This is a genomic window from Pseudomonas lalkuanensis (assembly GCF_008807375.1).
In the GTDB taxonomy this organism is placed as follows: Bacteria; Pseudomonadota; Gammaproteobacteria; order Pseudomonadales; family Pseudomonadaceae; genus Metapseudomonas; species Metapseudomonas lalkuanensis.
Map to the genome: position 1 here is coordinate 4,134,519 of NZ_CP043311.1, position 26,936 is coordinate 4,161,454.

25 protein-coding genes are annotated in these 26,936 nt (G+C 65.0%); 14 read left to right on the forward strand and 11 right to left on the reverse strand.

Annotation, left to right across the window (positions count from 1 at the left end; translation table 11 throughout):
- Positions 1-5: 5 nt before the first annotated feature.
- Positions 6-1,358, forward strand: coding sequence for an HlyD family type I secretion periplasmic adaptor subunit (locus FXN65_RS19220; protein WP_151135374.1), 1,353 nt, complete (start codon positions 6-8; stop codon positions 1,356-1,358).
- A 114-nt stretch (positions 1,359-1,472) separates the two neighbouring features.
- Here the strand turns inward: FXN65_RS19220 and FXN65_RS19225 are convergent, their stop codons facing one another.
- The 3 genes from FXN65_RS19225 to FXN65_RS19235 all read right to left on the reverse strand — a co-directional run bounded on the left by FXN65_RS19225 (position 1,473) and on the right by FXN65_RS19235 (position 4,752).
- On the reverse strand, positions 1,473-2,069 hold the full coding sequence (locus FXN65_RS19225) for a tRNA-uridine aminocarboxypropyltransferase (RefSeq protein WP_151135376.1): 597 nt from the start codon (positions 2,067-2,069) through the stop codon (positions 1,473-1,475).
- An 85-nt stretch (positions 2,070-2,154) separates the two neighbouring features.
- Positions 2,155-3,720 (reverse strand): methyl-accepting chemotaxis protein, encoded by a 1,566-nt coding sequence (locus FXN65_RS19230; protein WP_151135378.1) that lies wholly within the window; start codon positions 3,718-3,720, stop codon positions 2,155-2,157.
- 138 nt (positions 3,721-3,858) lie between these two features.
- Positions 3,859-4,752 (reverse strand): LysR family transcriptional regulator, encoded by an 894-nt coding sequence (locus tag FXN65_RS19235; RefSeq protein ID WP_151135380.1) that lies wholly within the window; start codon positions 4,750-4,752, stop codon positions 3,859-3,861.
- A 180-nt stretch (positions 4,753-4,932) separates the two neighbouring features.
- Here FXN65_RS19235 and speB point away from each other — a divergent pair, with 180 nt between their 5' ends.
- The 9 genes from speB (at position 4,933) to FXN65_RS19280 (ending at position 13,511) form a co-directional block, all read left to right on the forward strand.
- Entirely contained in the window at positions 4,933-5,892 is a 960-nt protein-coding gene (gene speB / locus FXN65_RS19240) for an agmatinase (RefSeq protein WP_151135382.1), read from the forward strand.
- 8 nt (positions 5,893-5,900) lie between these two features.
- Positions 5,901-6,305 (forward strand): YybH family protein, encoded by a 405-nt coding sequence (locus FXN65_RS19245; RefSeq protein WP_151135384.1) that lies wholly within the window; start codon positions 5,901-5,903, stop codon positions 6,303-6,305.
- 24 nt (positions 6,306-6,329) lie between these two features.
- Positions 6,330-7,847 carry a purine-cytosine permease family protein gene (locus tag FXN65_RS19250; protein ID WP_151135386.1) on the forward strand — a complete coding sequence of 506 codons (1,518 nt, stop codon included), beginning with the start codon at positions 6,330-6,332 and terminating at the stop codon, positions 7,845-7,847.
- A 72-nt stretch (positions 7,848-7,919) separates the two neighbouring features.
- A complete protein-coding gene (locus FXN65_RS19255) occupies positions 7,920-8,744 on the forward strand; it encodes an ABC transporter substrate-binding protein (protein ID WP_151135388.1) in 825 nt (274 codons plus the stop codon).
- 78 nt (positions 8,745-8,822) lie between these two features.
- Positions 8,823-9,566 carry an amino acid ABC transporter permease gene (locus tag FXN65_RS19260; protein ID WP_151135390.1) on the forward strand — a complete coding sequence of 248 codons (744 nt, stop codon included), beginning with the start codon at positions 8,823-8,825 and terminating at the stop codon, positions 9,564-9,566.
- Positions 9,567-9,576: 10 nt separating this feature from the next.
- The gene (locus tag FXN65_RS19265; RefSeq protein ID WP_151135392.1) at positions 9,577-10,308 is read left to right on the forward strand and encodes an amino acid ABC transporter ATP-binding protein; all 732 of its coding nucleotides are present in this window, start codon (positions 9,577-9,579) and stop codon (positions 10,306-10,308) included.
- The gene (locus FXN65_RS19270; protein ID WP_151135394.1) at positions 10,308-11,030 is read left to right on the forward strand and encodes a class II aldolase/adducin family protein; all 723 of its coding nucleotides are present in this window, start codon (positions 10,308-10,310) and stop codon (positions 11,028-11,030) included. The genes FXN65_RS19265 and FXN65_RS19270 overlap by 1 nt, the downstream gene beginning before the upstream one ends.
- 108 nt (positions 11,031-11,138) lie before the next feature.
- Complete coding sequence (locus FXN65_RS19275; protein ID WP_151135396.1) at positions 11,139-12,524, forward strand: sodium:solute symporter; 1,386 nt, start codon at positions 11,139-11,141, stop codon at positions 12,522-12,524.
- Positions 12,525-12,785: 261 nt separating this feature from the next.
- Positions 12,786-13,511, forward strand: a complete 726-nt coding sequence (locus FXN65_RS19280) for an MBL fold metallo-hydrolase (protein ID WP_151135398.1) — start codon at positions 12,786-12,788, stop codon at positions 13,509-13,511.
- Between the two features lie 5 nt (positions 13,512-13,516).
- Here FXN65_RS19280 and FXN65_RS28005 read toward each other — a convergent pair whose 3' ends face one another.
- Both FXN65_RS28005 and ptrR read right to left on the reverse strand, forming a co-directional pair.
- Positions 13,517-13,654, reverse strand: a complete 138-nt coding sequence (locus tag FXN65_RS28005) for a PA1414 family protein (RefSeq protein ID WP_178119365.1) — start codon at positions 13,652-13,654, stop codon at positions 13,517-13,519.
- A 308-nt stretch (positions 13,655-13,962) separates the two neighbouring features.
- Complete coding sequence (gene ptrR / locus FXN65_RS19285; protein ID WP_151135400.1) at positions 13,963-14,832, reverse strand: putrescine utilization regulator PtrR; 870 nt, start codon at positions 14,830-14,832, stop codon at positions 13,963-13,965.
- Between the two features lie 109 nt (positions 14,833-14,941).
- Here ptrR and FXN65_RS19290 point away from each other — a divergent pair, with 109 nt between their 5' ends.
- Positions 14,942-16,147, forward strand: a complete 1,206-nt coding sequence (locus FXN65_RS19290; RefSeq protein WP_151135402.1) for an MFS transporter — start codon at positions 14,942-14,944, stop codon at positions 16,145-16,147.
- A 93-nt stretch (positions 16,148-16,240) separates the two neighbouring features.
- On the opposite strand, the gene FXN65_RS19295 is transcribed toward FXN65_RS19290, so the two are convergent.
- Positions 16,241-17,326, reverse strand: a complete 1,086-nt coding sequence (locus FXN65_RS19295) for an extracellular solute-binding protein (protein ID WP_151135404.1) — start codon at positions 17,324-17,326, stop codon at positions 16,241-16,243.
- Positions 17,323-18,363 carry a histone deacetylase family protein gene (locus tag FXN65_RS19300; protein WP_151135406.1) on the reverse strand — a complete coding sequence of 347 codons (1,041 nt, stop codon included), beginning with the start codon at positions 18,361-18,363 and terminating at the stop codon, positions 17,323-17,325. Before FXN65_RS19300 ends, FXN65_RS19295 begins: the two co-directional genes overlap by 4 nt.
- Before the next feature lie 505 nt (positions 18,364-18,868).
- On the opposite strand from FXN65_RS19300, the gene FXN65_RS19305 reads away from it, so the two are divergent.
- The gene (locus FXN65_RS19305) at positions 18,869-19,141 is read left to right on the forward strand and encodes a BRO-N domain-containing protein (protein WP_244620685.1); all 273 of its coding nucleotides are present in this window, start codon (positions 18,869-18,871) and stop codon (positions 19,139-19,141) included.
- Positions 19,142-19,216: 75 nt separating this feature from the next.
- Here FXN65_RS19305 and FXN65_RS19310 read toward each other — a convergent pair whose 3' ends face one another.
- The 3 genes from FXN65_RS19310 to FXN65_RS19320 form a co-directional block, all read right to left on the reverse strand.
- On the reverse strand, positions 19,217-20,236 hold the full coding sequence (locus tag FXN65_RS19310; RefSeq protein ID WP_151135408.1) for an AraC family transcriptional regulator: 1,020 nt from the start codon (positions 20,234-20,236) through the stop codon (positions 19,217-19,219).
- Positions 20,237-20,241: 5 nt separating this feature from the next.
- Positions 20,242-21,978 (reverse strand): bifunctional isocitrate dehydrogenase kinase/phosphatase, encoded by a 1,737-nt coding sequence (gene aceK / locus FXN65_RS19315; protein ID WP_151135410.1) that lies wholly within the window; start codon positions 21,976-21,978, stop codon positions 20,242-20,244.
- 205 nt (positions 21,979-22,183) lie between these two features.
- Positions 22,184-23,098: a LysR family transcriptional regulator gene (locus tag FXN65_RS19320; RefSeq protein ID WP_151135412.1), complete on the reverse strand. Its 915-nt coding sequence runs from the start codon at positions 23,096-23,098 to the stop codon at positions 22,184-22,186.
- A gap of 106 nt (positions 23,099-23,204) precedes the next feature.
- On the opposite strand from FXN65_RS19320, the gene FXN65_RS19325 reads away from it, so the two are divergent.
- Together FXN65_RS19325 and FXN65_RS19330 are read left to right on the forward strand one after the other, a co-directional pair.
- Positions 23,205-24,947 carry an amidohydrolase gene (locus FXN65_RS19325; RefSeq protein WP_151135414.1) on the forward strand — a complete coding sequence of 581 codons (1,743 nt, stop codon included), beginning with the start codon at positions 23,205-23,207 and terminating at the stop codon, positions 24,945-24,947.
- A gap of 104 nt (positions 24,948-25,051) precedes the next feature.
- Positions 25,052-25,783 carry a TorF family putative porin gene (locus tag FXN65_RS19330; protein WP_151135416.1) on the forward strand — a complete coding sequence of 244 codons (732 nt, stop codon included), beginning with the start codon at positions 25,052-25,054 and terminating at the stop codon, positions 25,781-25,783.
- A 202-nt stretch (positions 25,784-25,985) separates the two neighbouring features.
- Here the strand turns inward: FXN65_RS19330 and FXN65_RS19335 are convergent, their stop codons facing one another.
- Entirely contained in the window at positions 25,986-26,903 is a 918-nt protein-coding gene (locus FXN65_RS19335; protein WP_151135418.1) for a LysR family transcriptional regulator, read from the reverse strand.
- Between the last annotated feature and the right edge of the window lie 33 nt (positions 26,904-26,936).

A 26,936-nucleotide genomic window follows, 5' to 3' on the forward strand; every position in this document is an offset into this window, starting at 1 on the left:
ACAGCATGGCCAGCGCAGAGAGGCCCCACTCCTACTTCGGCCGCAACAATGGCGCCGATGCCGAGTTCATGCCCGAAGTGGCCGGCGCCATGGCGGAGGATTCTCCACGGGCGACCCGCATCACCGTCTGGGTGGCCTGCTCCCTGCTGCTGGTGGCACTGGCCTGGGCGCACTTCGCCGTGCTGGACGAAGTCACCACCGGCGAAGGCAAGGCGATCCCCTCCAGCAAGGTGCAGATCATCCAGAATCTGGAGGGCGGCATCGTCTCCGAAATCCTCGTTCGCGAGGGCCAGGTGGTGGACAAGGGCACAGTCCTGCTGCGCCTCGACGACACCCGCTTCCGCTCGAACAAGGGCGAGACCGAAGCCGACCGTCTGGCGCTGACGGCCAAGGTCGAACGCCTGTCCGCCGAGGCCGAAGGCCGCGAAATGGTCCTGCCCGAAGAAATCACCCGCGACGCACCGCAACTGGCCGAAGACGAGCAATCCCTCTACCGCGCGCGCAACGAGCGCCTGGAAAGCGAGCAACGCATCCTCAGCGAGCAGCTGCGGCAGAAAAAGCAGGAACTGGCCGAATTCCGCTCCAAGAGCCAGCAGTACCGCTCCAGCCTGGGGCTGATCCAGCAGGAGCTGAACATGTCCCAGCCGCTGGTGAAGTCCGGTGCCATCGCCCAGGTGGAAATCCTCCGCCTGCAGCGCAGCGCCGTGGAAACGCGCGGCGAGCTGGAAGCCACCAACCTGGCCATTCCCCGCGCCGAGGCGGCGGTATCGGAGATCGAGCGGAAGATGGAGGAAAGCCGGCTGTCGTTCCGCTCCGACGCCTTCAAGGAGCTCAACGAGGCGCGCACCGAGCTGTCGAAGATCACCTCCACCAGCAAGGCCATCGACGACCGCGTCAGCCGCACCACCGTGGTCTCGCCGGTGCACGGCGTGATCAAGCAGCTCAAGGTCAACACCATCGGCGGCGTGGTCCAGCCCGGCAGCGACCTGGTGGAAGTGGTGCCGCTGGAAGACAGCCTGCTGATCGAAGCGCGCATCCGCCCGCAGGACGTGGCGTTCCTGCATCCAGGGCAGAAGGCGATGGTCAAGTTCACCGCGTACGACTACACCATCTACGGCGGCCTCAAGGCAGACCTGGAGCTGATCAGCGCCGACACCATCCAGGATGAGGAAGGCAAGAGCTTCTACCTGATCCAGGTACGCACCGAGAAGAGCCACCTGGGCAAGGACGACCATCCGCTGCTGATCATCCCGGGCATGGTCGCCACGGTGGACATCATCACCGGCCAGAAGAGCGTGCTGGATTACCTGTTGAAACCTGTGCTGAAGGCGCGGCAGGAAGCGATGCGCGAGCGGTAAGGCATTTGTGGGAGCGAATGCATTCGCGATGCGGCCCCACGGGCCGTTGGTCCCTCGCGAATGAACTCGCTGCCGCATGGAGCAGGCTGTGCCAATGCCCTGCATCGGCGCTCGTCATGAGCCATGATTCTTCCTGAAGGTCTCCTCCCCCATCGCCTCGATCTGTCCCTGGATCAGGACCTCGAACGGCCGCAGCAGCTCGTCGAAACGATTCGGTGCCTCGAGAATATCGAGGGCGGCAGCGATGGCTTCGATGGTGGACAGCGCACCGGCCATCGGTGCCTTGCGCAGGCGATAACGGGAGGTCAGGCCCGCGGGCAGGGTCACCCTGGGCAGGGCTTCCAGTTCGGGGTTGAGATAGAGCAGCTTGCGCGCCTTGCGCCAGGTGCCGTCCGGTACCACCAGCAGGAGCGGGCGCGGATCGTCGCCCGCCACTTCCGCGACGGGTCGGGCGTCATCGCCGGGGAACAGCAGGCAAGCGCGATAGCGGGAGTCGCTCAGGCTTCCGGCCAGATCGTCGAAGCGCTCCCCCACACGCAGCTCGGCATTTTCCAATCCCAGGGCGGCCAGGCGTGCGGTGTTCAGCGCATGGCCGACCTCACTCGGGTGCTGCAGCAGCAACACGCGGGTGCGGCTGGCCAGGTGTGGTATCAGCGGGCACAGGCAATGGGACTCGGGGCGCTGGCAGCGCGGGCAACTCGGGCGGGGCATGGCGGTCTCCTGGGGCGCGCAGTGTGCCACAGGGCCGTGGGAGCGAATTCATTCACGAATGATTTCGTTCCCACAAATGCACACATCAGCGATTGAACCGCTCCGCCAGGCTGTGCAGGTAGTCCGCCATGCGCTCCAGGTCCTGGCTGATGGCTGCGCCTTCCTGGGCCTGGCCGGCGCTGTGATCGGAAAGCTGGGCGATGCGGGTGATCTGCCGACTGATGTCTTCGGCCACATGGCTCTGCTGCTCGGACGCGGCGGCCATCTGCTGGCTCATGCCGGTGATGCGGGTCACCGCCTGGCTGATGCCTTCCAGGGCTTCGCGTACGGCCTGCACGCTGTCCACGCTGTCGCGGGAAATGGCCTCGCCGCGGCTGGCGGTGACCACGGCACGTTCAGCGCCGGCACGCAGGGAAGCGACGATTTCGTGGATCTGTTCGGTGGACTGGCGGGTGCGCGAGGCCAGGGTGCGCACCTCATCGGCCACCACCGCGAAGCCCCTGCCCTGCTCGCCGGCCCGCGCCGCTTCGATGGCGGCATTGAGGGCCAGCAGGTTGGTCTGCTCGGCAATGGCGGTGATCACGTCCGCCACGCTGCCGATGGAGTGGGTGGACTCGGCCAGGTCATGCACCGCGCGGCCGATCTCGCTCACCGCCTCGGCCATGTGGCGCATGGCGCCCAGGCTTTCGCCAGCCAGGTCGTTGCCCTGGCGCGCCAGGCGTTCGGCTTCCTCGGCGGCATGGGCGGTGTGGCTGACGTTGTGGGAGACCTCCTGGATGGTGGCCGCCATCTCGTTGATGGCGGTGGCCGACTGGTCCGTCTCATTGCGTTGCTGCTCCAGCAGTTCGGCTTCCGAACGCGATAGCCGCGCCGCCTCGGCGGCACGCTGCTTGACGCTTTCGCCGGCGTCTTCCAGGCGTGTGAGGGCGGTCTGCAGGCGCGCCTCTTCGCTGATCATGGCCATGTCCAGCAAGGCCTGGGCGCCTCGGCTGTCGGAGTAGGTCAGAGCCACCAGGCCACTGGTGAAGGCCTTGGGATGCTCGGCCAGGGTGCGGCGAATGGTCTGCCGGTAGCGGTACAGCTGGAAGGAGCCCAGGCCGAACATGGTCGCCAGGGTCAGGACCAGCGATGGCCAGCCTTGCAGCAGCAGATTGCCGGCCACCAGAACCAGGGTGGCGAGGATCACCGGCCAGGAACGCACGAAGTCGTAGGTCCAGTACTCCAGCCGCGGCACCGGCGACTTGCCGGCGCGCAGGCGCGCATAGAGGGCATCGGCCCGAGCCACCTGATCGCGGCTGGGCATGGAGCGCACCGACTCGTAGCCGATCATCCGACCGTCTTCGTAGACCGGCGTGACGTAGGCGCTGACCCAGTAGAAATCGCCGTTCTTCGAGCGGTTCTTCACCAGCCCCATCCAGGGCTTGCCCTGCTTGAGGGTGTCCCACATGTGGGCGAATACCGGAGGCGGCATGTCGGGGTGGCGGACGATGTTGTGGGGCTGGCCGAGCAGCTCTTCGCGGGTGAAGCCGCTGATGGCGACGAAGGCGTCGTTGCAGTAGGTGATCTTGCTGTTGAGGTCGGTGGTGGAAATCAGCCTTTCATCGGCACTGAACGTACGCTCCCGCTGGGTCACGGGCAGATTCTGACGCATGGCTGACCACTCCTGTGCATGGGCGCATTGCCATTACTCGCCGATAAAAAAGGTCTAGCACGGCGCCTTTCAAACCCATGACCGGAGTGTGGTTATTCCATCAGCAATGTGACGCACCTCTCAAAAAGCCCGAGGGCGTCAGCGCAGGTTCAACTGGGCTCGCAGGAGGTCGCGGAACGTGAGGATCAGCGGCTCCTTGGCGCGGCCCCGGCGCAGGATCATGGAGAACGGCGCCTGGTAGCCGAAGGTGGCCGGCAGCAAGGCGCGCAGGCGCTTCTGCTCCACCCAGGGCTGGGCGTAGTGCTCCGGCAGGTAGCCGATGTAGGCGCCGGACAGCACCAGGATCAGTTGCGCCTCCATGGACTCCACCGTTGCCGCGCTGTGCTTGAAGCCATGGCGCGCCAGTTCCGCCTGGCTCCAGTAACCACGGCCCACCATGCGCTGCTGGGTGATGAGTTCGGCGGGAATGCGCCGTTCGCTGTACAGCGGGTGCCGCTCGCTGCAGTAGAGCCAGTGTTGCTCGCGGTAGAGCGGCTGGTAGACCAGGCCGTTCATGCGCGTGGAGAAGGCGCCGATGGCGAGGTCCAGGCGGTTGTCCAGGACGCCGAGTTGCAGGTCGTAGGGGCTCATCACAGAGAGGTGCAGGTGCACCGCCGCGTGCTCCTTGCTGTAGGCGCCGATCACCTCGGCCAGCGGCAATGCCGGATCGCCCACGGTGGAGTCGAGCACGCCCAGGTTCAGGGTGCCGCGCAGTTCGCCCTTGAGGGACGCGGAGTAGCGCTCGAAGCTTTCCAGCTCGCCCAGCAGGCGCAGGGTCTCCTGGTAGTACAGCTCGCCCTTGCTGGTCAGGCTGAACCCACCGCGACCGCGATGGCAGAGGGTCAGGCCCACCTGCCCTTCCAGCTGGCTCATGTAGGTGCTGATGGCCGAAGTAGAGAGGTTCAGCTCCTGCTGCGCGGCAGCAAAGCCCTGGTTGCGGACCACGCTGGCGAAGATGCGCAGGAGTTTCAGGTCGGGCATGGCGGTGGACATGGGGGGCTCCATCGAAGCGACAGGAAGAACAGGCGATCCATGCCGGCGCGGAAATATTACCCGTTCCCGATAGTTTAGAAATCCTTGAAGTAATTATTTGCCGCCAGCGATTTTTCCGTGATGGCACTGTCACCAGAATCCGCCCACTACCTACAACCACAACAACCGTGAGGCCACCCCGTGGACAAGAAACTCCATCAGCCCCTGGGCGGCAATGAGATGCCCCGTTTCGGCGGTATCGCCACCATGCTTCGCCTGCCGCACATCCAGACCCCTGCCGAACTTGACGCCCTGGACGCCGCCTTCGTTGGCGTTCCGCTGGACATCGGCACCTCCCTGCGTTCCGGTACCCGCTTCGGCCCGCGCCAGATCCGCGCCGAATCGGTGATGATCCGCCCGTACAACATGGCGACCGGCGCTGCCCCCTTCGATTCGCTGAACGTGGCCGACATCGGCGATGTGGCCATCAACACCTTCAACCTGCTGGAAGCCGTGCGCATCATCGAGCAGGAATACGACCGCATCCTCGGCCACGGCATCGTCCCGCTGACCCTGGGCGGCGACCACACCATCACCCTGCCGATCCTGCGTGCCATCAACAAGGTGCACGGCAAGGTGGGCCTGGTGCACATCGACGCCCACGCCGACGTCAACGACAACATGTTCGGCGAGAAGATCGCCCACGGCACCACCTTCCGCCGTGCCGTGGAAGAAGGCCTGCTGGATTGCGACCGCGTGGTGCAGATCGGCCTGCGCGCCCAGGGCTACACCGCCGAAGACTTCAACTGGAGCCGCAAGCAGGGCTTCCGCGTGGTGCAGGCCGAAGAGTGCTGGCACAAGTCGCTGGCTCCGCTGATGGCCGAAGTCCGCGAGAAAGTCGGTGGCGGCCCGGTTTATCTCTCCTTCGATATCGACGGCATCGATCCGGCCTGGGCGCCCGGTACCGGCACCCCGGAAATCGGCGGCCTGACCACCATCCAGGCGATGGAAATCATCCGTGGCTGCCAGGGCCTGGACGTCATCGGCTGCGACCTGGTCGAAGTCTCCCCGCCCTACGACACCACCGGCAACACCTCGCTGCTGGGCGCCAACCTGCTCTACGAAATGCTCTGCATCCTGCCGGGCGTTGAGCGCCGTTGAGTTCAGCCATGAGCGAGCAACAGGTCCAGGAGGCCGCCAGCAAGCTGGTGGCCGCCTTCGCCGCGAACGATACCGAAGCCTACTTCGCTGCCTTCAGCGAAGACGCCAGTTTCGTCTTCCACACCTGCGAGCAGCCGCTGCACACCCGCGCGGCTTATCGCGAGCTGTGGGAAGGCTGGCAGCGCGACGGTTTCCAGGTGCTGGCGTGCCAATCCCTCAACCCCGTGGTGAGCCTGCAGGGCGACGTGGCGATCTTCTACCACGACGTCGCCACGCGCCTGCGCATCCAGGGTGAAGAAATAGAAAGCCGCGAGCGGGAAACCATCGTTTTCCGTCGGCAACAAGAAAGCGGCCACTGGTTGGCCTGTCATGAGCACTTGTCGGCCATGCCGGCGCATCTGCCGCCTACCTGACAAGGCTCCCTGGGAGAGCAGGAAATGCATAACAACAACAACGATCACGCAGTCACCCGAATAGAAACCCACGGTGTCGAACAGATTCCCGATCACGAACGGGATGCCGGCCCCCTGGACCTGTTCCGCCTGATCTTCGGCGGCGCAAACACCTTCGCTACCGCTGTACTCGGCAGCTTCCCGGTGCTCTTCGGCCTCTCTTTCGAGGCGGGCTTCTGGGCGATCCTGCTGGGTGTGCTGACAGGTTCGCTCATCCTCGCCCCGATGGGCGTGTTCGGCGCGCTGAACGGCACCAACAACGCAGTGTCCTCGGGCGCCCACTTCGGCGTGCATGGTCGTATCGTTGGTTCCTTCCTCTCCCTGCTCACCGCCATCGCGTTCTTCTCGCTGTCGGTCTGGAGCTCCGGTGACGCCCTGGTGGGCGGCGCCAAGCGCCTGTTCGACCTGCCGGAAACCGACCTGACCCTGGGCCTGGCCTACGGCCTGTTCGCCGTGCTGGTGCTGGTGGTGTGCATCTACGGTTTCCGCTTCATGCTGCTGGTGAACAAGGTCGCGGTATGGGCCGCCAGCGTCATGTTCCTGCTGGGCATCTTCGCCTTCGCTGGCCCGTTCGACGCCGCCTATTCCGGCTCCGTGAACCTCGGCCAGGAAGGTTTCTGGGCCGCCTTCATCGGCGCCGCCCTGCTGGCCATGAGCAACCCGGTTTCCTTCGGCGCCTTCCTCGGTGACTGGTCGCGCTACATCCCGCGTGAAACCTCCAGGCAGCGCATCATGCTGGCCGTGATCGCCGCGCAGTTCGCCACCCTGATCCCCTTCCTGTTCGGCCTGGTCACCGCGACCATCGTTGCCGTGCAGGCACCGGACTACATCGCCCAGAACAACTACGTCGGCGGCCTGCTGGCCGTATCCCCTGCTTGGTTCTTCCTGCCGGTGTGCCTGATTGCGGTGATCGGCGGCATGTCCACCGGCACCACCTCGCTCTACGGCACCGGCCTGGACATGTCCTCGGTCTTCCCGCGCCTGCTCAACCGTGTGCAGGCCACCGTGATGATCGGCGTGCTGTCCATCGGCTTCATCTTCATCGGCCGCTTCGCCTTCAACCTGGTGCAGAGCGTGTCGACCTTCGCCGTGCTGATCATCACCTGCACCAGCCCCTGGATGGTGATCATGATCCTCGGCCTGATCATCCGCCGCGGCTTCTACTGCCCGGACGACCTGCAGGTCTTCACCCGTGGCCTGTCCGGCGGCCGCTACTGGTTCACCAACGGCTGGAACTGGCGCGGCATGGGCGCCTGGATCCCGAGCGCCGTGGTCGGCCTATGCTTTGTAAACCTCCCGGGCCAGTTCGTCGGCCCGCTGGGCGAGCTGGCCGGTGGCATCGATATCAGCCTGCCGGTCACTCTGGGCACGGCCGCCCTGCTGTACCTGGTACTGCTGGCGCTCTTCCCGGAACCGGCCGCCGTCTACGGTCCCAAGGGCCCTCGCTGGGTCCCCTCGAAGACTTCCCAAGTACCCGCTCAGGGTTCCCCTGAAGCTGCGTGACACGAATTAGCTCCACTTTATTGCGACTGCCTACAACAACAACCACTGCAATACGCCTTGAAGGAGTTACCGATGAGCAATCGTCCGCTGAAACTGTTCGCCCTCGCCGGCCTGTTCGCCGCCACCCTGAGCGGCGGCGCCATGGCCGCCGACAACAAGCCCTCGTTCGTGGGCTCGGGAAGTTTCCAGGTCTGTTCCGATCCGACTTTCCCGCCGCTGGAGTTCTTCGAGAAAACCGGTGACCGCGAGCCCAGCGGCTTCGATGCGGACCTGATCCGCGCCCTGGCCAAGCACTGGGGCGTGAAGCCGCGCTTCATCGTCACCGAATTCACCGGCCTGCTGCCGGGCCTGGACGCCAAGCGTTGCGACGCAGTCATCAGCGGTACCCTGATCACCCCCGAGCGCACCCAGAAGCTCCATGCCGTGGCCTACCTCGCCAGCGCCACCATCGTCTTCGGCAGCGGCAAGAGCGACCTGAAGCTGAACACCCTGGATGACCTGTCGGGCAAGGTAGTGGCGGTGCAGTCCGGCACCCGCTACGTGACCATCATGGAAAAGCTCAATGAGCAGCTGAAGGCCGCCGGCAAGACCCCGGCCACCCTGCAGACCTATCCGAAAGGCAGCGACGTGGCCCAGCAGGTACTGGTAGGCCGCGCCGCCGCCGGCCTGTCCCAGGACACCGAACTGGCCTATCGCGAACTGCAGACCCCCGGCCAGTTCAAGACCCTTTACGCCTTCCCCGAGAAGGACATCTTCGGCGCATACATGCGTCCGAGCCCGGAAGACAAGCAGGCCGTTCAGGACGCCGTGTCTGCACTGAAAGCCGATGGAACCCTCAAGGCCATCGCCGAGAAATGGAAGCTCGATCCAGCCAACCTGGAAACCGCCGCGCAGTAAGCACGGCCAACGCCTCGCCCCTCTCCCGTTAGCGGGAGAGGGTGCAACGGCACGCTTTCATTCACGCAGGACACGTACATGAACTTCGATGTGACTGTCTTCTGGGACGCCCTGACGTCCTGGCACTTTTTCCGCGGAGCCTGCATCACCCTGGTGCTGGCGCTGGTTTCCCATTCCGTTGGCATCCTGATTTCCATTCCCTGCGCCCTGGCCCTGGACGGCCCGCCGAATGCCTGGCGCACCACCCTGCGCGGCGTACTCAGCGTGTTCCGTGGCGCCCCTACCCTGTTGCAGCTGCTGTTCGTGTGGAACGCGCTGCCGCAGTTCTTCCCGGTGTTCCGCGAAGAGTGGTTCACCCCCTTCATCGCCGCCTGGATCGCCCTGTCGATCAACGAAGCCGCCTACCAGGTGGAGATCAACCGCGCCGCGCTGAAAGCCGTGGACAAGGGCCAGTACGCCGCCGGCCACGCCCTGGGTCTGTCGCGCTGGCACATCTTCCGCTACGTCATCATGCCCCAGGCCGCGCGCATCGCCGTGCCGCCGACCGCCAACGAATTCATCACCCTGCTGAAGATCACCTCGCTGGCGTCGGTGATTTCCCTGCAGGAACTGATGGCAGTGACCTCGCAAACGGTCTCCACCACCTTCCAGTTCTCCGAGTACTACGCCGTCGCCCTCGTCTACTACCTCGTCATGGTTTACACCCTGACCTGGATGCAGGGTGGCCTCGAACGGCGCCTGGCGTGGGATTCCCACACCGGTACCAGCAGCAAGTCCGTCGGCCTGGTGCAACGCACCCTGGCTCGCATGCGCCGTATCTGAGGAGAGCGTCATGAACGAAATCATCCGTCTGCAGAACGTCGGCAAGCGCTATGAGGATTTCCAGGTGCTGCAAGGCATCAACCTCTCCGTGCGCCAGGGCGAGAAGATCGTCATCTGCGGTCCCTCGGGCTCCGGCAAGTCGACCCTGATCCGCTGCATCAACCGCCTCAATCCCCATGACACCGGCACCATCACGGTGGAAGAGCAGGACATTTCCACCAAGTCCGGCAGCGACCACGTGCGCCGCGAAGTGGGCATGGTGTTCCAGAACTTCAACCTGTTCCCCCACCTGACGGTGCTGGAGAACTGCACCCTGGCGCCGATGAAGGTCCGCGGAATGGGCCGCAAGCAAGCCGAGGAACTGGCCCTGCGCTACCTCAATCGCGTGCACATCGGCTCCCAGGCGCACAAGAAACCCGGCCAGCTTTCCGGCGGCCAGCAACAGCGCGTGGCCATCGCCCGTGCCCTGTGCATGAACCCCAAGGTGATGCTGTTCGACGAACCCACCTCGGCGCTGGACCCGGAAATGGTCGGCGAAGTGCTGGAAGTGATGACCGAGCTGGCCCAGGACGGCATGACCATGCTCTGCGTGACCCATGAGATGGGCTTCGCACGCAAGGTAGCCGATCGCGTGGTGTTCATGGACGCCGGCCAGATCGTGGAAACCGCCACCCCGGCCGAGTTCTTCGACAACCCGCAGCACCCGCGCACCCGGGCCTTCCTTTCGCAGATCCGTCACTGATGAACGCACAGAACGAAGCCATCCTGCGTCGTGACCTGGCGGCCGCCTACCGGCTGGCCGCCCTGTTCGGCTGGGATGACACTCTCTACACCCACTTCTCGGTGCGCCTGCCGGGCGTGGAGCCGCGCTTCCTGATCAACCCGTTCGGGCTGATGTTCGAAGAGATCCGCGCCAGCGACCTGATCGTGGTCGACATGCACGGCCGCGTGGTGGAAGGCAACGCCGACTACAACATCGCCGGTTTCACCATCCACAGCGCCGTACACATGGCCCGCGCCGATGCCCACTGCGTGATCCACACCCATACCCTCGCGGGTATGGCGGTGGCTGCGGCGGACAACGGCCTGGCCCAGCTCAACCAGATCAGCGCCGAGTTCCATCAGCGGGTCGGCTACCACACCTACGAAGGCATCGCCCTGGACCTGGGCGAGCGCGAGCGCCTGGTGGCGTCGCTGGGCGACAACATCGCCCTGATGCTGCGCCACCATGGCCTGCTCAGCGTCGGCGCCAGCGTCGCCGACGCCTTCTACGTCATGTACTACCTGAACAAGGCGTGCGAGATCCAGGTCGCCGCCGCCTCCTTGCGCGGCATCCGCGAGATGTCCGACGAGCTCAGCACGCACGCCTGCGAACAGTTCCAGGCCTGCGAGTGGCAGCGCCAGCTGGTCTGGGAAGCCTGGCTGAGAAAGCTCGAAAGGGAGTGCCCCGAATACAAGGACTAGGACAAGCGGGATTGCTTGATAACGGCGCAGTGTGAAGCGTTGCGCGCCTTGCAACACCTGTCGCGGCTTTGCGAACCGCGGCGACAACAATAGAAAGAGAGACCTGTAATGGCTTTGGATATTTTCGTAGTACTCCTATACGTAGCTGCCATGCTTGCACTGGGCTGGTACGGCATGCGCCGTGCCAAGACCCGTGAGGACTATCTGGTGGCCGGCCGCAACCTCGGGCCAGGCTTCTATCTCGGCACCATGGCGGCCACCGTACTCGGCGGCGCCGCCACCATCGGCACCGTACGCCTGGGCTACGTCCATGGCATTTCCGGTTTCTGGCTGTGCGCCAGCCTCGGCTTCGGCATCATGGGCATCAGCCTGTTCCTGGCCAAGCCGCTGCTGAAGCTCAAGATCTACACCGTGACCCAGGTACTGGAGCGTCGTTACAACCCGACCGCCCGCCATGCCAGCGCCGCCATCATGCTGGTGTACGCCCTGATGATCGGCGCGACCTCCACCATCGCCATCGGCACCGTGATGCAGGTCCTGTTCGGCCTGCCGTTCTGGGTTTCCGTGCTGATCGGCGGCGGCATCGTGGTCGCCTACTCCACGATCGGCGGCATGTGGTCCCTGACCCTGACTGACATCGTGCAGTTCATGATCATGACCATCGGCCTGGTATTCATCCTGTTGCCGATGACCATGAGTGACGCTGGCGGCTGGGACGCCCTGGTAGCCAAGCTGCCGGAAAGCTACTTCTCCCTGACCGCCATCGGTTGGGACACCATCATCACGTACTTCCTGATCTACTTCTTCGGCATCTTCATTGGCCAGGACATCTGGCAGCGCGTGTTCACCGCCCGCACCGAGACCGTCGCCAAGGTCGCTGGTACCGCCGCTGGTGTCTACTGCGTACTCTACGGCCTGGCCGGCGCCCTGATCGGCATGGCTGCCAAGGTGCTGCTGCCTGATCTGGACAACGTCAACAACGCCTTCGCCACCATCGTCGACACCACGCTGCCGGACGGTGTCCGTGGCCTGGTAGTCGCAGCCGCCCTGGCGGCCCTGATGTCCACCGCCAGCGCCGGGCTGCTGGCCGCCTCCACCACCGCCGCGCAGGACCTCTGGCCGCTGCTGGGTGGCAAGGCCGATGACGAAGGCGACGCGCACAAGAACCGTCTGTTCACCCTGCTGCTGGGTGTGGTGGTACTGGGCATCGCCCTGGTGGTAAGCGACGTGATCAGTGCCCTGACCCTGGCCTACAACCTGCTGGTAGGCGGCATGCTCATCCCGCTGCTGGGCGCCATCTACTGGAAGCGCGCCAGCACCGCCGGCGCCATCGCCAGCATGGTCCTGGGCAGCATCACCGCCTGCGTCTTCATGTTCACCGATGGCCTCGAAGCCAATACCCCGATCTACTACAGCCTGGCTGTAGGCGCGGTGAGCTTCGTGGTGATCAGCCTGCTGTCCCGCAGCTCTGCGGAGACCGCCGAGCTGGCCTGACATGCACTGCCGCCTCTTCCCGGAGGTGGCCTTTCCGGGCCCCGGATCGGCATTGCCGACCGGGGCTTTTTTTGTTCCCCATCGAGCTGCGACTAGGCTGAATACATGGTTTTCCTGTGGGGGCGAATTCATTCGCTATGCAGACCGCAGGTCTGCCTGGAGCATCCAGGGGCGGCTACGCCGCCCATCGCGAATGAATTCACCCCCACAGATTTCCGCCCCACAGTCAGCCACGTGGCATCAACCGGCACGGAGCACCCCATGAAAATCGTCAGCCGCGACCAGTGGTTCGAAGTCGAGCACCGCTACGACGGCATCAGCCTGATCAGTGAGCCATTCGTGCGGCCCTTCTACCGCTGCAACCTCTGGCACGTTCAGGGCCGCGACAAGGACCTGCTGATCGACTCCGGCTCCGGCGTCGTCAGCCTGCGCGAACAGCTGCCCTGGCTCACCCAGCGCCCGCTGCTGGCGGTGGCCAGCCACACCCACTTCGACCATATCGCCGGGCATCACGAATTCCCCGAGCGCCTGGTCCATCCGGCAGAAGCGCACATCCTGGCCACGCCCACGGGCGAAAACACCCTGGCCAAGGACTATGTCGGCGACGAGATGTTCGAGGCGCACCCGGACTGCCCGCTGTGCTATGCCGAATACCGCGTGAAGGCGGCGCCGGCGACACGCCTGATCGATGAGGGGGATGTGCTGGACCTGGGGAATCGGGTGCTGGAGGTGCTGCATACCCCCGGCCATTCACCGGGCGGCATCAGCCTGTGGGAAGCGAAGACGCAGACACTGTTCAGCGGCGACATCATCTACGACGGCCCGCTGATCGATAACGCCTACCACTCGAATCTGGATGATTACGCCAAGAGCCTCGCACGGCTGCGCGACCTTCCGGTGCGCACCGTGCATGGCGGTCACTTCGCCAGTTTCTCCGGTGAGCGCCTGCGCGAGTTGGCGGACAACTGGCTACGCGCTCACGAGTGAGCCGGTCACTTCCTCAGGCGGCGCTGCTCGGCGAGGCGGCGCTGCTCTTCACTCCGGACCGGAATGGGCTGCAGGCGCGGTGCCTCGATCAGGCCCAGCGCGACACCCAGTTGCCACATCCACGCTTCTAGCCGCTTTCTCATGCTTGACCCCCTTTCCTGGGACGATGGTCGGGTGGCCCGTGCTTCTTGGGCCACCCTCGTCAGGAGCTTAGTTGCTCCGGGCAAGATCCAAAATACGCCCGCCCTGAAATTTCCTACTGATCTGAATCAAACCGCTGAACGGTATACGGGAAACGTCTTACCGGAGGATCGCCGCTTACTTACTGAAACTTCAGTGCAATTGCCGATGTATCTCACTTCATTCAACACTGACCAGGAACTTCCCCGTAGGGCGCGCCGTGCGCACCGAAACCCTGCGAACCGGTCCACAAACGAATCCAGATTCGCTCTTACGACGCCTGGGACCGCCCCTGCTGCAGGTCGATCCAGGCCCGCAGGTTCGCCCCGAGCATGCCCTTGCGCCACATCAGCCAGGTGGTGGCGCGGTTGAACGGCGCGTCCAGCTGGTGAACCCGCACTTCGTCCCGTCCCGGCAGGCTATCGAGCATCGAGCGCGGCACCAGGGCGATGCCGCCCCCGGCGATCACGCAGGCCAGCATGCTGTGGTAGGACTCGATTTCCATGGGCGGCGCCATCGGCACTCGCGAGGCCACGAACCAGCCCTCCAGGCGACGGCGATAGGAGCAGCTCTGGCGGAAGGCGAACACCTCCAGCCCGGCCACGTCCTGTGCCGACTTCACCGGCCCATGGGCGGCCTCGGTGATCAGCACCATTTCCTCCTCGAACAGCGGCAGACCATCCAGCTCGGCGAACTCAACCGGACCATCCACCAGGGCGGCATCCAGGCGGCCACCGAGCAGGCCATCGAGCAATTCACCGCTGGGTGCGGTCTGCACCTGCAGGTTCACCGCCGGCCAGGTGCGGTGGTAGCGCACGAGAATGGGCGGCAGGTGGATGGCGGCGGTGCTGAACATGGAGCCGATGACGAAATCCCCCGCCGGCTCACCACCGCGCAGGGCAGCCTCGGCCTCGGCCTGCAGGGCGAACATGCGCTCGGCGTAGCCCAGCATCACCTTGCCCGCCGGTGACAGGGTCAGGCGCTGGCGTTCACGGAGAAACAGCTCCACGCCCAGACTCTCCTCCAACTGCCTGAGGCGCGTGGACAGGTTCGACGGTACCCGGTGCATGCGCGACGCCGCGCGGGTGATGGAGCCTTCCTCGGCCACGGCCTGGAAGATGCGGAGCTGGCTGAGTTCCATGGATTATCCATTCAATCAAACAGAACATATTTGTTCTTTTTTATTCGTTTTTATTGAACACATCCAGCCCCTAGCATGGAATTCCGATGACCAGCACCGGAGCCCTCCCATGCCACCGCTGATCCGCCTGATGGCCTGCCTGTTCGCCCTGATCGTCGCCATGGGTGTCGGTCGCTTCGCCCTGACTCCGCTGCTCCCACACTTGATCGCCGAAGGCCAGGTGAGCCTTACCGGTGCCGGCCTGGTAGCCGCCGCCAACTACCTGGGCTACCTGGTGGGAGCCCTGGACGCTTTCTATGCCAGCTCCCCGCGACAGGCACGGCTACGTCTGGTGGCGGGGCTCTGGGCCACCGTCCTGCTGACCCTGGCTTCCGCGCTGGCCGAAGGCTTCTGGCCCCATGTGCTGCTGCGTTTCGCCCTGGGGGTGACCAGCGCCTGGGTGCTGGTGGTGGTCACCGGCCTCAGCCAGCGCATCGCCGCAGAGGCCAACAGGCCCCGCCTGGGCAGCCTGGTATTCGCCGGCCCCGCCTTCGGCGTGATGCTGACCGGCGCGCTGGCCCTGGAGCTGAACCTGCAAGGCCAGGGTTCGGCCATGCTCTGGCTGGCCTTCGGCGTTCTGGCCCTTCTGCTGACCCTGGCTACCCATCCGCTGCTGCCCCATCCGCAAGCGCCAACCGTGACGACGATCCAACCCGTCCCACGGCGACCGCGCTCCCTGTATGCGCTGCTCGCTGCCTATGGCCTGGTGGGCCTGGGCTACATCATCCCCGCCACCTTCCTTTCGCAGATGGCTGCGGCGCGCTTCCACGGTCAATGGCAGGCGGACCTGTTCTGGCCGGCCTTCGGCCTGGCGGCAGCCATCGGCGTGGTGTTGGTCAGCCTGCGCCGCCAGCGGCCCGGTGGCACTCGCCGCTGGCTGGTGGTCGCGCTGTGGTTACAAGCCTTGGGCACCCTCGCCTGCACCCTGCCGGGCATGGCCGGATTGGTTCTGGGGGTGATCCTAAGCGGCGGCCCCTTCCTCGCCGGGATGCAACTGGTGATGCAGTACGCCCGCGAACTGGACCCGCAGGGCCATAGCCGTAACGTCGGCCTGCTGACCGCCGCCTTCGCCCTCGGGCAACTTGCCGGCCCGCTGCTGGCGGCTGCCAGCAGCCATTTCAGCGGCGATCTGCAACCGGCACTCTATGCGGCCGGCGCGGGGCTGCTCCTGGCGGGTGCCCTGATGGCGCGTCCGGGCGCCAACCCTGCCGGGGCGAACTCATTCGCCAAGCAGGACGCAGTCCTGCCCTGTGGGAGCGAATTTATTCGCGAATGAATTCGTTCCCACAGGAAATGCAAAAGGGCCGCAGCGCGGCCCTTCGCGAATGACTTCGCCCCCACAAAAGGCAGGCACCAGCGAGGAGCGTAGCTAGGTCCCGGTCTTGATCCTGGTCCAGGTGCGGGTACGGACGCGCTCCAGCTTCGGCGGCAGCATCTCCACCGAGAACAGCCTGGCCTGCACCTCGGCCGGCGGGTAGACGTTGGGGTTGTCGCGCAGCTCCGCGGAGATCAGCGAGTCCGCCGCCTGGTTGGGGTTGGCGTAGGCGACATGGTCAGAGATGGGCGCGACGACTTCGGGTTGCAGCAGGTAGTTGAGGAAGGCATGGGCCTGCTCGACGTTCTTGGCGTCCTTCGGAATCGCCAGCACATCGAACCAGGCTGCGGTACCTTCCTTGGGAATGCGGTACTCCACCTTCACCCCATTGCCGGCCTCCTTCGCACGGGCGGCGGCCTGCATGGCGCCGCCCGACCAGGCCAGTGCCACGCAGACTTCGCCGTTGGCGAGGTCGGTGACGAACTTCGACGAGCTGAAATAGCTCACGTTCGGGCGCAGCTTCGCCAGCAATTCCTCGGCCTTCTTGTAATCGTCCGGATTGCGGCTGTTGGGCGGCAGGCCCAGGTAGTGCAGCACCTCCGGAATCACCTCGGTGGGCGAGTCGAGGAAGGCCACGCCGCACTGCTTGAGCCTGGCCAGGTTGTCCGGGTTGAAGATCAGCTCCCAGGAGTCCACCGGCGCGTTTTCACCCAGCACGGCCTTCACCTTGTCGACGTTGTAGGCGATGCCGTTGGTGCCCCACATGTAGGGCATCACGTACTGGTTGCCCGGGTCCTTGGCGGCCAGCACCTTGAGCAGCCCCGGGTTGAGATTCTTCCAGTTGGGCAGCTTGCTCTTGTCCAGCGGCTGGAACACGCCGGCCTTCATGTAGTTGGGCAGGAAGCCGTCGCTGGGCACCACCAGGTCGTAGCCGGAACGGCCAGAAAGCAGCTTGGCCTCCAGCACTTCGTTGCTGTCGTAGACGTCGTACTGGGGCTTGATGCCAGAAGCGGCCTGGAAGTCCTTCAGGGTGTTCGGGCCAATGTAGTCGAACCAGTTGTAGATGCGTACCTCCGGCTCGGCGACAGCGTTCAGCGAGGCGCCCAACAGGGCCCCCGCCAGCAGGATGCGGGCCTTCATCGGGCGGCCCCTTCGTAACCTTGCAGCACGTTCACCGCGTTCACGCCGATGGCCTCCACTGCGTAGCCGCCCTCCATGATGAACAGGGTGGGCAGGCCGAGTGCGGCGATGCGCTGGCCCATGCGGATGTAGTCCGGCGAGTCCAGCTTGAACTTGGAGATGGGGTCGTCCTTGTAGGTGTCCACACCGAGGGAGATCACCAGGGCATCCGGCGCGTAGGCGGCGATCTTGCGGCAGGCATCGTCGAGGGCGGCAGACCAGCCATCCCAACCGGTACCGTGGGGCAGCGGATAGTTGTGGTTGAAGCCTGTGCCCTCGCCTTCGCCGCGCTCGTCGGCATGGCCCAGGTAGTAGGGATATTCCACCAGCGGGTCGCCGTGGATGGAGGCGAAGAGCACGTCGCTGCGCTCGTAGAACAGCTCCTGGGTACCGTTGCCGTGGTGGTAGTCGACGTCGAGGATGGCCACGCGCTTGGCGCCCTGGTCGAGAAAGGCCTGGGTGACGATGGCGGCGTTGTTGAAGAAGCAGTAGCCGCCCATGAAGTCGCTGCCGGCGTGGTGTCCCGGCGGACGGCAGAGGGCGAAGGCGGTGTTGGCGCCCTGGCGGATATGATCCTGGGCGGTCAGCGCCACCTGGGCGGAGCTGTACACGGCCTGCCAGGTACCGGCGGTGATCGGCGCTTCGGTGTCGAAGCAGTAGTGGCCGAGCTGGCCATGCAGCGCGGTAGGAATGGGGCCGTCGCGGCGCAGGCGGCGCGCCGGGAAGGTACTGGGGAGCATGTCGCAGCTATGGCCGTCGGCGGCCCAGCGATCCCAGGCACCCTTGAGGAACTCCACGTAGGCGGCGTCGTGGACCTGCAGGATGGGCTCCAGGCCGAAGTCCTTCGGCTCGATCACCTCACCGATTTCCTGCTGGCGAACCCGCGCCAGCACGGTGTCCGCGCGGCTGGGCATTTCGAAACAGGGCTGGAGTTTGCCGTCGACCAGTTCCGACTGGCCGAAGTGGAGACGGTGATCGTCGCTATAGACGGTCAGCATGGAGGGCACCTCATTCGGGTCTTGTTATTGGTGAGCTGATTCTGTGGGCAATCGGGGGTGTTTGCGCAGTGGCGAGGACGGCCAATAGAGGATCTAAATGGCCAAAATTATTGGCCGAACACCCACTCATGATGCATTTGCAGGATTGCATCACCAATCCGAAACGTCCGACCCCCCAACCGCATTGCCGTCCTACAAAGTCCTTGGGCAGCATCCGGCCTCGTTGCAGCTTCTGTCGCGACCCGGGCTGGAACCCCGGCAGTAAACCGGTACTACCCCATAGGCAGAACCAAAGGGCCCTCGCCCCTCGGCTTCTGGCCGTCTATGGCGGACGGTGCAAGGCGGGCATTCGCCCGGCCGGTTTTCTGTGTTTCCCGGTGGTTCCAACCTTGCACAGTCCGCCACCCCTTCAGGAATTCCAGGTGGCGGCCCTCATTGTTCGACAGGGAGTTGCACCCTGGGCACCACCTACTGCGAAACCCTCCACGTCTTCCGCCACAGCCGCTTGCCGCGCGTCACCCTCATTGGCCATGAACCCTGTCGCCTGCTGGGCGTTTCGGCCAACGTCCACATGAACGACGGCCTCGACGCGGACCAATGGCGCACCGGTTTGCTCAAGTGCGAACGGGGGCTGATGGGGGAAGAAATGCTAATCAGCGAGTCCGCCAGCCACGACCTGACACCGCGCCACGTCTATCACCCGGAAACCCGCAACCTGCGCCGCTGGCTGACCCATGAGGTGATTCCCGTCCTGCGCGCGGTGCGGCGGGCGGCGTAGAAGTCCTGGTTCAGTTACGCTGCCCTTTCGCGCATGAATTCGCCCCCTCACTAGTGCGCCCCCTGATCCCCTCCACTACCCCCGGAAATGACTCGGCGGCTGGCCGCTCCAGCGTTGGAAGGCGTGACGCAGGCTGGCGGTTTCGCTGAAGCCGAGCGCCTCGGCGATGCGGTAGATGGGGATGTCGCCCTGCTGGAGCATTTCCTTGGCGCGGGTGAAGCGCAGTTCGTCCAGCAGCTGCTGGTAGCTGGTCTGCTGCTGGGCCAGGTGGCGGCGCAGACTGCGCGAGGAGCAGTTCATCTGCTTCGCCAGTTCCTCCAGCCCCGGCGGGTCGGCCAGGCGGGCGGCGAGCAGGCCGCGCACCCGTTCCAGCCAGGCGCGACGGGCGGCGAACTCGACGTTCTGCCGGCGGCATTGTTCGAGCATTTCCTTGTGGGTCACCGGGTCGGCGAGCGGCAGGCGGCGGGTCAGCCAGGCGGCGTCGAAACCGATGGCGCTGCGGTTGGCACCAAAGCTCACCGGGCAGCCGAATCCGCGTGCATAGGGCCGCGCCATGCCGCCGCCGGAGGGATAGTCCACCTGCACCGCGTGCAACGGCAGCGGCTGCCCCAGCAGGTCGGCGAAGGTGACCTTGAGCGAGCCCAGGCAGACTTCGGTATTGAACGCCCGCAACGACTCGTCCTCGCTGTAGCCGGTGGCGGTGAGCCAGGCGATGTCGCCATCCTGCTCCAGCGCCAGGCGGAAGTAGGTACCCAGCAGCACCGGGTAGCTCAGGCCGACGCGCAGGGCCTCGCCGAAGGTGGGCGCCGACAGCATGGCGTAGCCCAGCAGGCCGTAGGCGGAGATGCGGGTACGCAGGCCGAGGGCCAGGCCCACGGCCGGGCGCGGCGCCAGGCGCACGGCGTTGGCGTAGACCTGCTGCTCCTGCTCGGGGTTGACCAGTTTCTGCAGTTCGGCGAGGTCCTGTTCGCTGATGCCGCTGCCGGCCAGCAGGTCGCAGGCAGCAATGCCCTCCTCCTGCAGCAGCGCCACGGTAAGCGCCGACATGTGCAGCGAGTTCAGCCAGGTGGCGCGGGAGAAGGTGTGCTCGACCATGATGCCTACTGGATGGCCTCGGTGAGTTCTCGTTCCTGGCGCCTGTAGGGGAAGACGTCGATCACCTTGCCGGAGCGGATGGCGGCCTGCAGGGTCTTCCAGTACTCGGCGTCATAGAGCTCGCCATGGAGCTTGGCGAACAGCCGGCGCTGGCCGATGTCGGCGAAAAGGAAGCGCGGGAACTCCTCGGGGAAGACGTCGTTGGGCGCCACCGAATACCAGGGCTCGGCGGACATCTCGTCCTCCGGGTAACGCGGCGGCGGGATGACGCGGAAGTTCACCTCGGTGAGGTAGCAGATCTCGTCGTAGTCGTAGAACACCACGCGGCCGTGGCGGGTGACGCCGAAGTTCTTCAGCAGCATGTCGCCGGGGAAAATGTTCGCCGCCGCCAGTTGCTTGATGGCCAGGCCATAGTCGTAGAGCGCCTCGTGCACCTGGGCGTCGCTGGCGCTTTCCAGGTAGATGTTCAGCGGCGTCATGCGGCGCTCGGTCCAGCAGTGACGGATCAGCACCACGTCGCCCTCCAGGGCCACGGTGGACGGCGCCACCTCCAGCAGTTCGGCCAGGCAATCCGGGTCGAACTTGGACCTGGGGAAGCGGAAGTCGGCGAACTCCTGGGTATCGGCCATGCGCCCTACCCGGTCGACGTTCTTCACCAGACGGTACTTCTCGATCACGGTGTTGCGGTCCACCGTCTTGGCGTGGGCGAAGCGGTCCTTGATGATCTTGAACACCGTGTTGAAGCCCGGCAGGGTGAACACGCTCATCACCATGCCGCGCACGCCGGGCGCCATGATGAAGCGGTCGTCGGTGTTGGCCAGGTGGTTGATCAGCGCGCGGTAGAACTCCGACTTGCCGTGCTTGTAGAAACCGATGGAGGTGTACAGTTCGGCGATGTGCTTGCCCGGCAGGATGCGCTTGAGGAAGCCGACGAACTCGGCGGGCACGGCCACGTCCACCATGAAGTAGGAACGGGTGAAGGAGAAGATGATCGACACTTCCGCTTCGTCGGTGATCACCGCGTCGGCCTGGATGCCGCGGCCCTCGCGGTGCAGCAACGGCAGCACCAGCGGCCATTGCTCGTCGCGGGTGTAGATGCGCCCCACCAGGTACGCGCCCTTGTTGCGGTAAAGCGGCGAGGCGAAGAGTTCGATGCACAGCTCCGGGTCCTTGCAGACCCAGTCGGGCAGGTTTTCGCGCAGCTGGGTTTCAAGGCGTTCCAGGTCGCCGGCGCGGTCGTCGTAGGGCACATCGAAACGGAAGTCATCGAGCACCGCCGAGAGCGCCGCATGCAGTCGGCCTGCGGGGCGGTAGCTGCGGGTCTGGGGGGCGCGCTCGTGGGTGCGCAGCGAAGGCCGGGTGGTGTGGATGAACATGCAGCCGTCGCTGATCAGGTCGTGGCTGAACAGACTGCAGAAGATCGAGTTGTACCAGGTCTCGGACAGCTCATCGTCCAGGCGCAGGTCGATCAGGCCGATGTAGGCGCTCTTCACCAGGGGCCAGAGCTGCACGTCCAGCAATTCATCCACCGCGTAGGCTGCGCGCAGCCGTTCGCTGGTTTCACCGACCTTTATCTCGTAGAGAGCGATCCGCTCCGCCGCCGCATGTTGCGTGGCCTGCCACTGTGCCTCCTCGAAGCGGGCACGGGCGCCGTCGGTGATCTGGCGGAAATGCTCACGGTAGTCGTCGAAACCTTCGAGGATCAGTCGGGCGATGCCTTCGGCCGGCCATTGCTGCGCCATGTTGATGTCTCGGCTGCGGAAACGGGAATGGCGAGCTTAGCCAGAGGCCGGGACAAAAAGAAACACCGGCCGAAGGCTGGGGCTGCGTTGTGGGAGCGAATTCATTCGCGAAACAGGCCGTGGGCCTGGCCGGATGTCCCTGGGGCGACTTCATCGCCCTTCGCGAATGAATACGCTCCTACAAGGTGATGTTCGCGGTGGCCCGTCAGGCAATCCCCTTCTCCCGCAGGCAGGCCTCCAGCATTTCGATGAATACCCGCACCTTGCGCGTGCGCCGGCGATGGGCCAGGTAGAGGACATGGACCCAGGGACCGAAGGCGTCGGGCTCCAGCTCGTAGTCGGCCATCACCCGGACCAGTTGGCCGCTGGCCAGGTAGGGTGCGGCGCTCCATTGCGGCATCACCTGCAAGCCGTGGCCGGCCAGGAGGCAGGTGAGCAGGAAGTCGTAGTTGTCGCTGGCCATTCTCGGCACGGGCTGCGGCAAGCGTATGCGCTCGCCGTCGCGCAGCAGCCACCAGAAGTGCCGGTTGAGCAACGGATGCTGGAAGATCAGCCAGTCGTGCTGCAGGTAGTTTTCCAGGGTCACCGCTCCCCCCTTGCGCGCCAGGTAACCGGGACTGGCGCACAGGTAGATGCGGTTCTCCGTCAGCGGCCTTGCGATCAGCCCCGGCAAGTCGGTGGGCCCGTCGCGCAGGGCCAGGTCGTAGCCGCCGTCGATCAGGTCGACGAAGGCGTCGTTGAGGTCCACTTCCAGGCGCACCTGCGGGTGCTCGCTCATGAAGCGGCAGCACACCTCGCTCAGGAAGGCCGGGCCGAAGGACGGTGGCGCGGTGAGGCGAAGAGTTCCGCGCAGTTCGTGTTGCAACTGGTCCACTTCCTCGCCGGCCAGTTGCAATTGCATCAAGGCCTGCCGGGCGCCCTCCAGGTAGATATGCCCGGCTTCAGTCAGCGCCATGCGCCGGGTGGTGCGTTCGAACAGCCGCACGCCCAGCTCGCCTTCCAGATGGCCTACCGCCTTGGTCAAGGCCGAGGGCGTCTTGCCGAGTTGTTCGGCGGCGCGGCTGAAACTGCCGTACTCGGCGGTGGCGACGAACATGGTGAGCGCGCTGAGCTTGTCCATTCATCTATTCCGGATCGGCACAAAAGTTGTGCGAGAACATAGCATTCTGTCGCTTCATCGGCTTGGTTAGGCTCACCGGCAGACCAACAAGAACCGGAAATCACCGATGAAAACCTTCGCCCCTACCCTGCTGGCCGTCGCGCTGGCTTGTTCCTCGATGGAAAGCTTCGCGGCCGTCGATCTCATCCTGCACAACGCCAAGGTCTACACCGCCGAACCCGGCCAGGCCCTGCAACAGGCCGTGGCCGTGGAAGACGGCAAGGTCCGCGCCGTCGGCAGCAACGATGACGTGCTGGAACTCAGGGAATCCGCTACCCAGGTGATCGACCTCGGCGGCAAGGTGCTGATGCCGGGCTTTATCGACTCCCATTCCCACGCCATCTTCGGCGGACTGGAGCTGGATTCGGCCAGCCTTGGCGGTCAGCTGGTACCCGTGGCGGAACTGGAGCAGCGCCTGCGCCAGTGGCGCGACAACGGCAAGGCGCGGCATGGCGATGCGCTCAGCGTCAGCGGCATGCCGTCGGCCGCCTGGGGCGAGGTGGCTGAGCTGGAGCAGCGCTTCAACCAGGGCGAATGGGCCGAGGTGCCGATCTTCTTCATGGGCTGGGACCACCACACCGGCTGGGCCAACCGCGCCATGTTGAAACGCGCCGGCGTCGACGCCGCCATGGTTAAGGGCCTGAAAGGCGAGGCGCAGGCCACCATCGGTCATCACGACGATGGCCAGCCCAATGGTTTTCTCGCCGACGCCGGCCTGGACCCGGTGATGGCGCAACTGCCGCCGGCCACCGCCGAGCAACTGTTGAAGGCTGCCCGCTCGGCACTGCGTTACAACCTCAGCCTGGGCATCACCGCGTGGATGGACCCGGCGGCCAACGCCGCACCGGGAGAGCCCTTGTTCGACTTCAAGCCCACCGCCCAGACCTTGGGCGTATTACCTGCTTACAAGGCACTGGCTGAGAAGGGCGAACTGACCGCCCATGTCGCCGCCCTGCTGGTGGCCAACCCGAAGAGCCGCCCGGCCGACCTCGACACCCTGGACAAGGTACGCCAGCAGTTCCAGGGCGTGCCCAACCTGACCCTGCCCGGCATCAAGGTCTTCGCCGATGGCGTGGCGGAAATCCCGGCGCAGACCGCAGCCATGCTCGAGCCCTACAAGAACTCGAACAAGCGCGGTGAGCTGCTGATCGACCCGGCGCATTTCGGTGAACTGGTCAGCGCCGCCGACGCCCGTGGCTGGCTGGTGCATGTCCATGCCATCGGCGACCGCGCGGTGCGCGAATCCCTGAACGGCATCGAGCAGGCGCGCAAGGACCGTCAGAGCGGCATCGCCCACTCGGTCACCCATCTGCAAATGGTCAACCCGAAGGAGTTCGCCCGCTTCCAGCCGCTGGGCGTGATCGCCTCCATGCAGCTCTACTGGGCCAGCGCCGACGAGCTCAGCCTGGACCTGGTGCAACCCTACATCAGCGCCATGGCCTTCCATTACCAGTATCCGGCGCGCTCGCTGTTGAAGAATGGAGCGACCATCTCCGGCGCCAGCGACTGGCCGGTGACCACCCCCGAACCCTGGAAAGCCATCTATCAGGCGGTCAGCCGCAAGGGTCCCAAGGGCGTGCTGAACGCGGACGAGGAGATCGACCGCGAGACCATGTTCCAGGCCTATACCCTCAACTCCGCACGCACCATCGGCCTCGACAAGCAGATCGGCTCGCTCGCGCCCGGCAAACAGGCCGACCTGATCCTGCTGGACCGCGATGTGTTCCAGGTCGAACCCGAAGCCCTGCGCGACACCCAGGTGCTGAAAACCTGGTTCGCCGGCCGCGAAGTCTTCAACGCCGCTCTCTAACTACCAATAACCACCTGCTCCGCACCCATCCCCCGCCAGTTGGCGGGGGATGGCGGAGCCTTGCCTGCATCTGCCCGAACAATCACAACAACGGGAAACCCTCGATGAACCGCTTCACCCTCCTTGCGCTCGCCCTGGCTCCGCTGGCCTGCCAGGCCATTGAACTGAACGACGACTTTTCCCTGCAGGTCGATCTCGCCCTGCTCAGCGACTACCGCACCCGAGGCATCTCCCAGACCCAGAACGACCCGGCGGCCCAGGCCAGCGCAACCCTGCTGCATAGCAGCGGCCTTTATGTCGGGGTATGGACCTCGAACGTGGACTTCGGCTTCGGCCTCAAGACCCGCCAGGAAGTGGACTACTACGCCGGCTGGTACTGGCAGGCCACCGACGAGGTGAACCTGGATCTCGGCTACATCAAGTACAGCTACCCGAAGGAAGGCCAGTTCAACCAGAGCGAGGCCTACGCCATCCTCGGCGCCTACGGCTTCAGGCTTGGGGCCCAGTACTCCAACGACGCGAAGAACCTGATCGGTGAGAAGCAGGACACCTTCTACAGCTACGTCAGCTACGAGGACACCCTCCCCCTGGACGTGGGCCTGAAGCTGCGTTACGGGCGCAACGACTTCAAGGACCCGCTGTTCTGGTCCGCCCGGGGCGAAAGTTCCGACGCCTACCACGAGTGGGAAGCCAAGCTGACCCGGGACTTCGTTGGCGTCACCTGGGGCCTCGCCTACATCGATACCGACCTCTCCGAGTCGGAATGCGCGAGCTACTACGGCTTCACCGATGTGTGCAACTCGACCTGGGTGGCGAGCGTGAGCAAGCGTTTCTAGGGGGCTGCCTTGGCTCCAATGGTGGATCGGTAAAGCGCGATCCACCCTGCGCAAATCCCAACCTTCGCCCCTCGGACTGGCTCTATTGTGGGGGCGAATTCATTCGCTATGCAGGCCGAAGGTCTGCCCCTCAGCGGCTGAGGGAGCACTGCGTGCTCCTTAGCGAATGAATTCTCCCCCACAGACAATCAGCACCCATCCTTCACGCCAACCCGCGCTCCGCAAGAAAACCGGCCAGATAGTCGATGAACGCCAGCACCTTGCCGGTGGCGCGGCGGTGGCTGGGGTAGACGGCGAGGATCTGCGGCCCGAAGGCGTCGGGGTCGATCTCGTAGTCGGCCATCAGGCGCACCAGCCGGCCATCGGTCAGGTAGGGGGCAGCACTCCACAGCGGCACGTGGTAGAGGCCGACACCAGCCAGGGCGCTGGCCATCAGCAGGTCGTGGTTGTCACTGCCCAAGCGTGGCGTCGGCGGCCTGGGCAGACTCAGGCGCTGGCCGTCGCGCTCCACCCACCACCAGGTGCGGTCCAGGGCAGCGTGGTAGTAGAGCAGCCAGTCGTGCTGGTCGAGGGTTTCCGGCGTCACCGGCAGGGGGTTGCGGGCAAGGTAGGCCGGGCTGGCGAACAGAGCCAGGCGATTGCTCCCGACCACCCTGGCGATCATCCCCGGCTGGTCGCTGCGGCCCTCCCGCAACGCCAGGTCGTAGCCGGACTCCACCAGATCGACGAAATCATCGGACAGGTCCACCCGCAGGCGGATCTGCGGGTACTCGGCGAGAAAGCCGACGCACACCTCATCGAGAAAGGCCCTCCCGAAGGCCAGCGGCGCCGTGAGCCGCAGGCTGCCATGCAGGCCGTACTGCAACTGGCTCACCTCCTCTCCAACATCCTGCAAACGTTGCAGAACCTGCCGGGCAGTTTCCAGATAGACCCGTCCGGCCTCGGTCAGCACCGTGCGCCGGGTACTGCGCTCGAACAGCAGCACGCCGAGGTCATCTTCCAGATGGCTGACGGCCTTGGTCAGGGCCGAAGGGGTCTTGCCCAGTCGCTCGGCGGCACGGCTGAAACTGCCGTGATCCGCCGTGGCGACGAACATGCTGATGGCGCCGAGCTTATCCATGGGTTTTGCCATTCCGGAAAAAAGGTTTTGCAC

Coding starts and splice junctions, on each gene's coding strand:
- FXN65_RS19255 (WP_151135388.1), top strand. CDS start 7,920: ATGAGCAATCGTCCGCTGAAACTGTTCGCCCTCGCCGGCCTGTTCGCC.
- FXN65_RS19220 (WP_151135374.1), top strand. CDS start 6: ATGGCCAGCGCAGAGAGGCCCCACTCCTACTTCGGCCGCAACAATGGC.
- FXN65_RS19265 (WP_151135392.1), top strand. CDS start 9,577: ATGAACGAAATCATCCGTCTGCAGAACGTCGGCAAGCGCTATGAGGAT.
- FXN65_RS19280 (WP_151135398.1), top strand. CDS start 12,786: ATGAAAATCGTCAGCCGCGACCAGTGGTTCGAAGTCGAGCACCGCTAC.
- FXN65_RS19225 (WP_151135376.1), bottom strand. CDS start 2,069: ATGCCCCGCCCGAGTTGCCCGCGCTGCCAGCGCCCCGAGTCCCATTGC.
- FXN65_RS19335 (WP_151135418.1), bottom strand. CDS start 26,903: ATGGATAAGCTCGGCGCCATCAGCATGTTCGTCGCCACGGCGGATCAC.
- FXN65_RS19325 (WP_151135414.1), top strand. CDS start 23,205: ATGAAAACCTTCGCCCCTACCCTGCTGGCCGTCGCGCTGGCTTGTTCC.
- FXN65_RS19270 (WP_151135394.1), top strand. CDS start 10,308: ATGAACGCACAGAACGAAGCCATCCTGCGTCGTGACCTGGCGGCCGCC.
- ptrR (WP_151135400.1), bottom strand. CDS start 14,832: ATGGAACTCAGCCAGCTCCGCATCTTCCAGGCCGTGGCCGAGGAAGGC.
- FXN65_RS28005 (WP_178119365.1), bottom strand. CDS start 13,654: ATGAGAAAGCGGCTAGAAGCGTGGATGTGGCAACTGGGTGTCGCGCTG.
- FXN65_RS19245 (WP_151135384.1), top strand. CDS start 5,901: ATGAGCGAGCAACAGGTCCAGGAGGCCGCCAGCAAGCTGGTGGCCGCC.
- FXN65_RS19235 (WP_151135380.1), bottom strand. CDS start 4,752: ATGTCCACCGCCATGCCCGACCTGAAACTCCTGCGCATCTTCGCCAGC.
- FXN65_RS19320 (WP_151135412.1), bottom strand. CDS start 23,098: ATGGACAAGCTCAGCGCGCTCACCATGTTCGTCGCCACCGCCGAGTAC.
- FXN65_RS19295 (WP_151135404.1), bottom strand. CDS start 17,326: ATGAAGGCCCGCATCCTGCTGGCGGGGGCCCTGTTGGGCGCCTCGCTG.
- FXN65_RS19250 (WP_151135386.1), top strand. CDS start 6,330: ATGCATAACAACAACAACGATCACGCAGTCACCCGAATAGAAACCCAC.
- aceK (WP_151135410.1), bottom strand. CDS start 21,978: ATGGCGCAGCAATGGCCGGCCGAAGGCATCGCCCGACTGATCCTCGAA.
- FXN65_RS19290 (WP_151135402.1), top strand. CDS start 14,942: ATGCCACCGCTGATCCGCCTGATGGCCTGCCTGTTCGCCCTGATCGTC.
- FXN65_RS19230 (WP_151135378.1), bottom strand. CDS start 3,720: ATGCGTCAGAATCTGCCCGTGACCCAGCGGGAGCGTACGTTCAGTGCC.
- FXN65_RS19330 (WP_151135416.1), top strand. CDS start 25,052: ATGAACCGCTTCACCCTCCTTGCGCTCGCCCTGGCTCCGCTGGCCTGC.
- FXN65_RS19260 (WP_151135390.1), top strand. CDS start 8,823: ATGAACTTCGATGTGACTGTCTTCTGGGACGCCCTGACGTCCTGGCAC.
- FXN65_RS19310 (WP_151135408.1), bottom strand. CDS start 20,236: ATGGTCGAGCACACCTTCTCCCGCGCCACCTGGCTGAACTCGCTGCAC.
- FXN65_RS19300 (WP_151135406.1), bottom strand. CDS start 18,363: ATGCTGACCGTCTATAGCGACGATCACCGTCTCCACTTCGGCCAGTCG.
- FXN65_RS19275 (WP_151135396.1), top strand. CDS start 11,139: ATGGCTTTGGATATTTTCGTAGTACTCCTATACGTAGCTGCCATGCTT.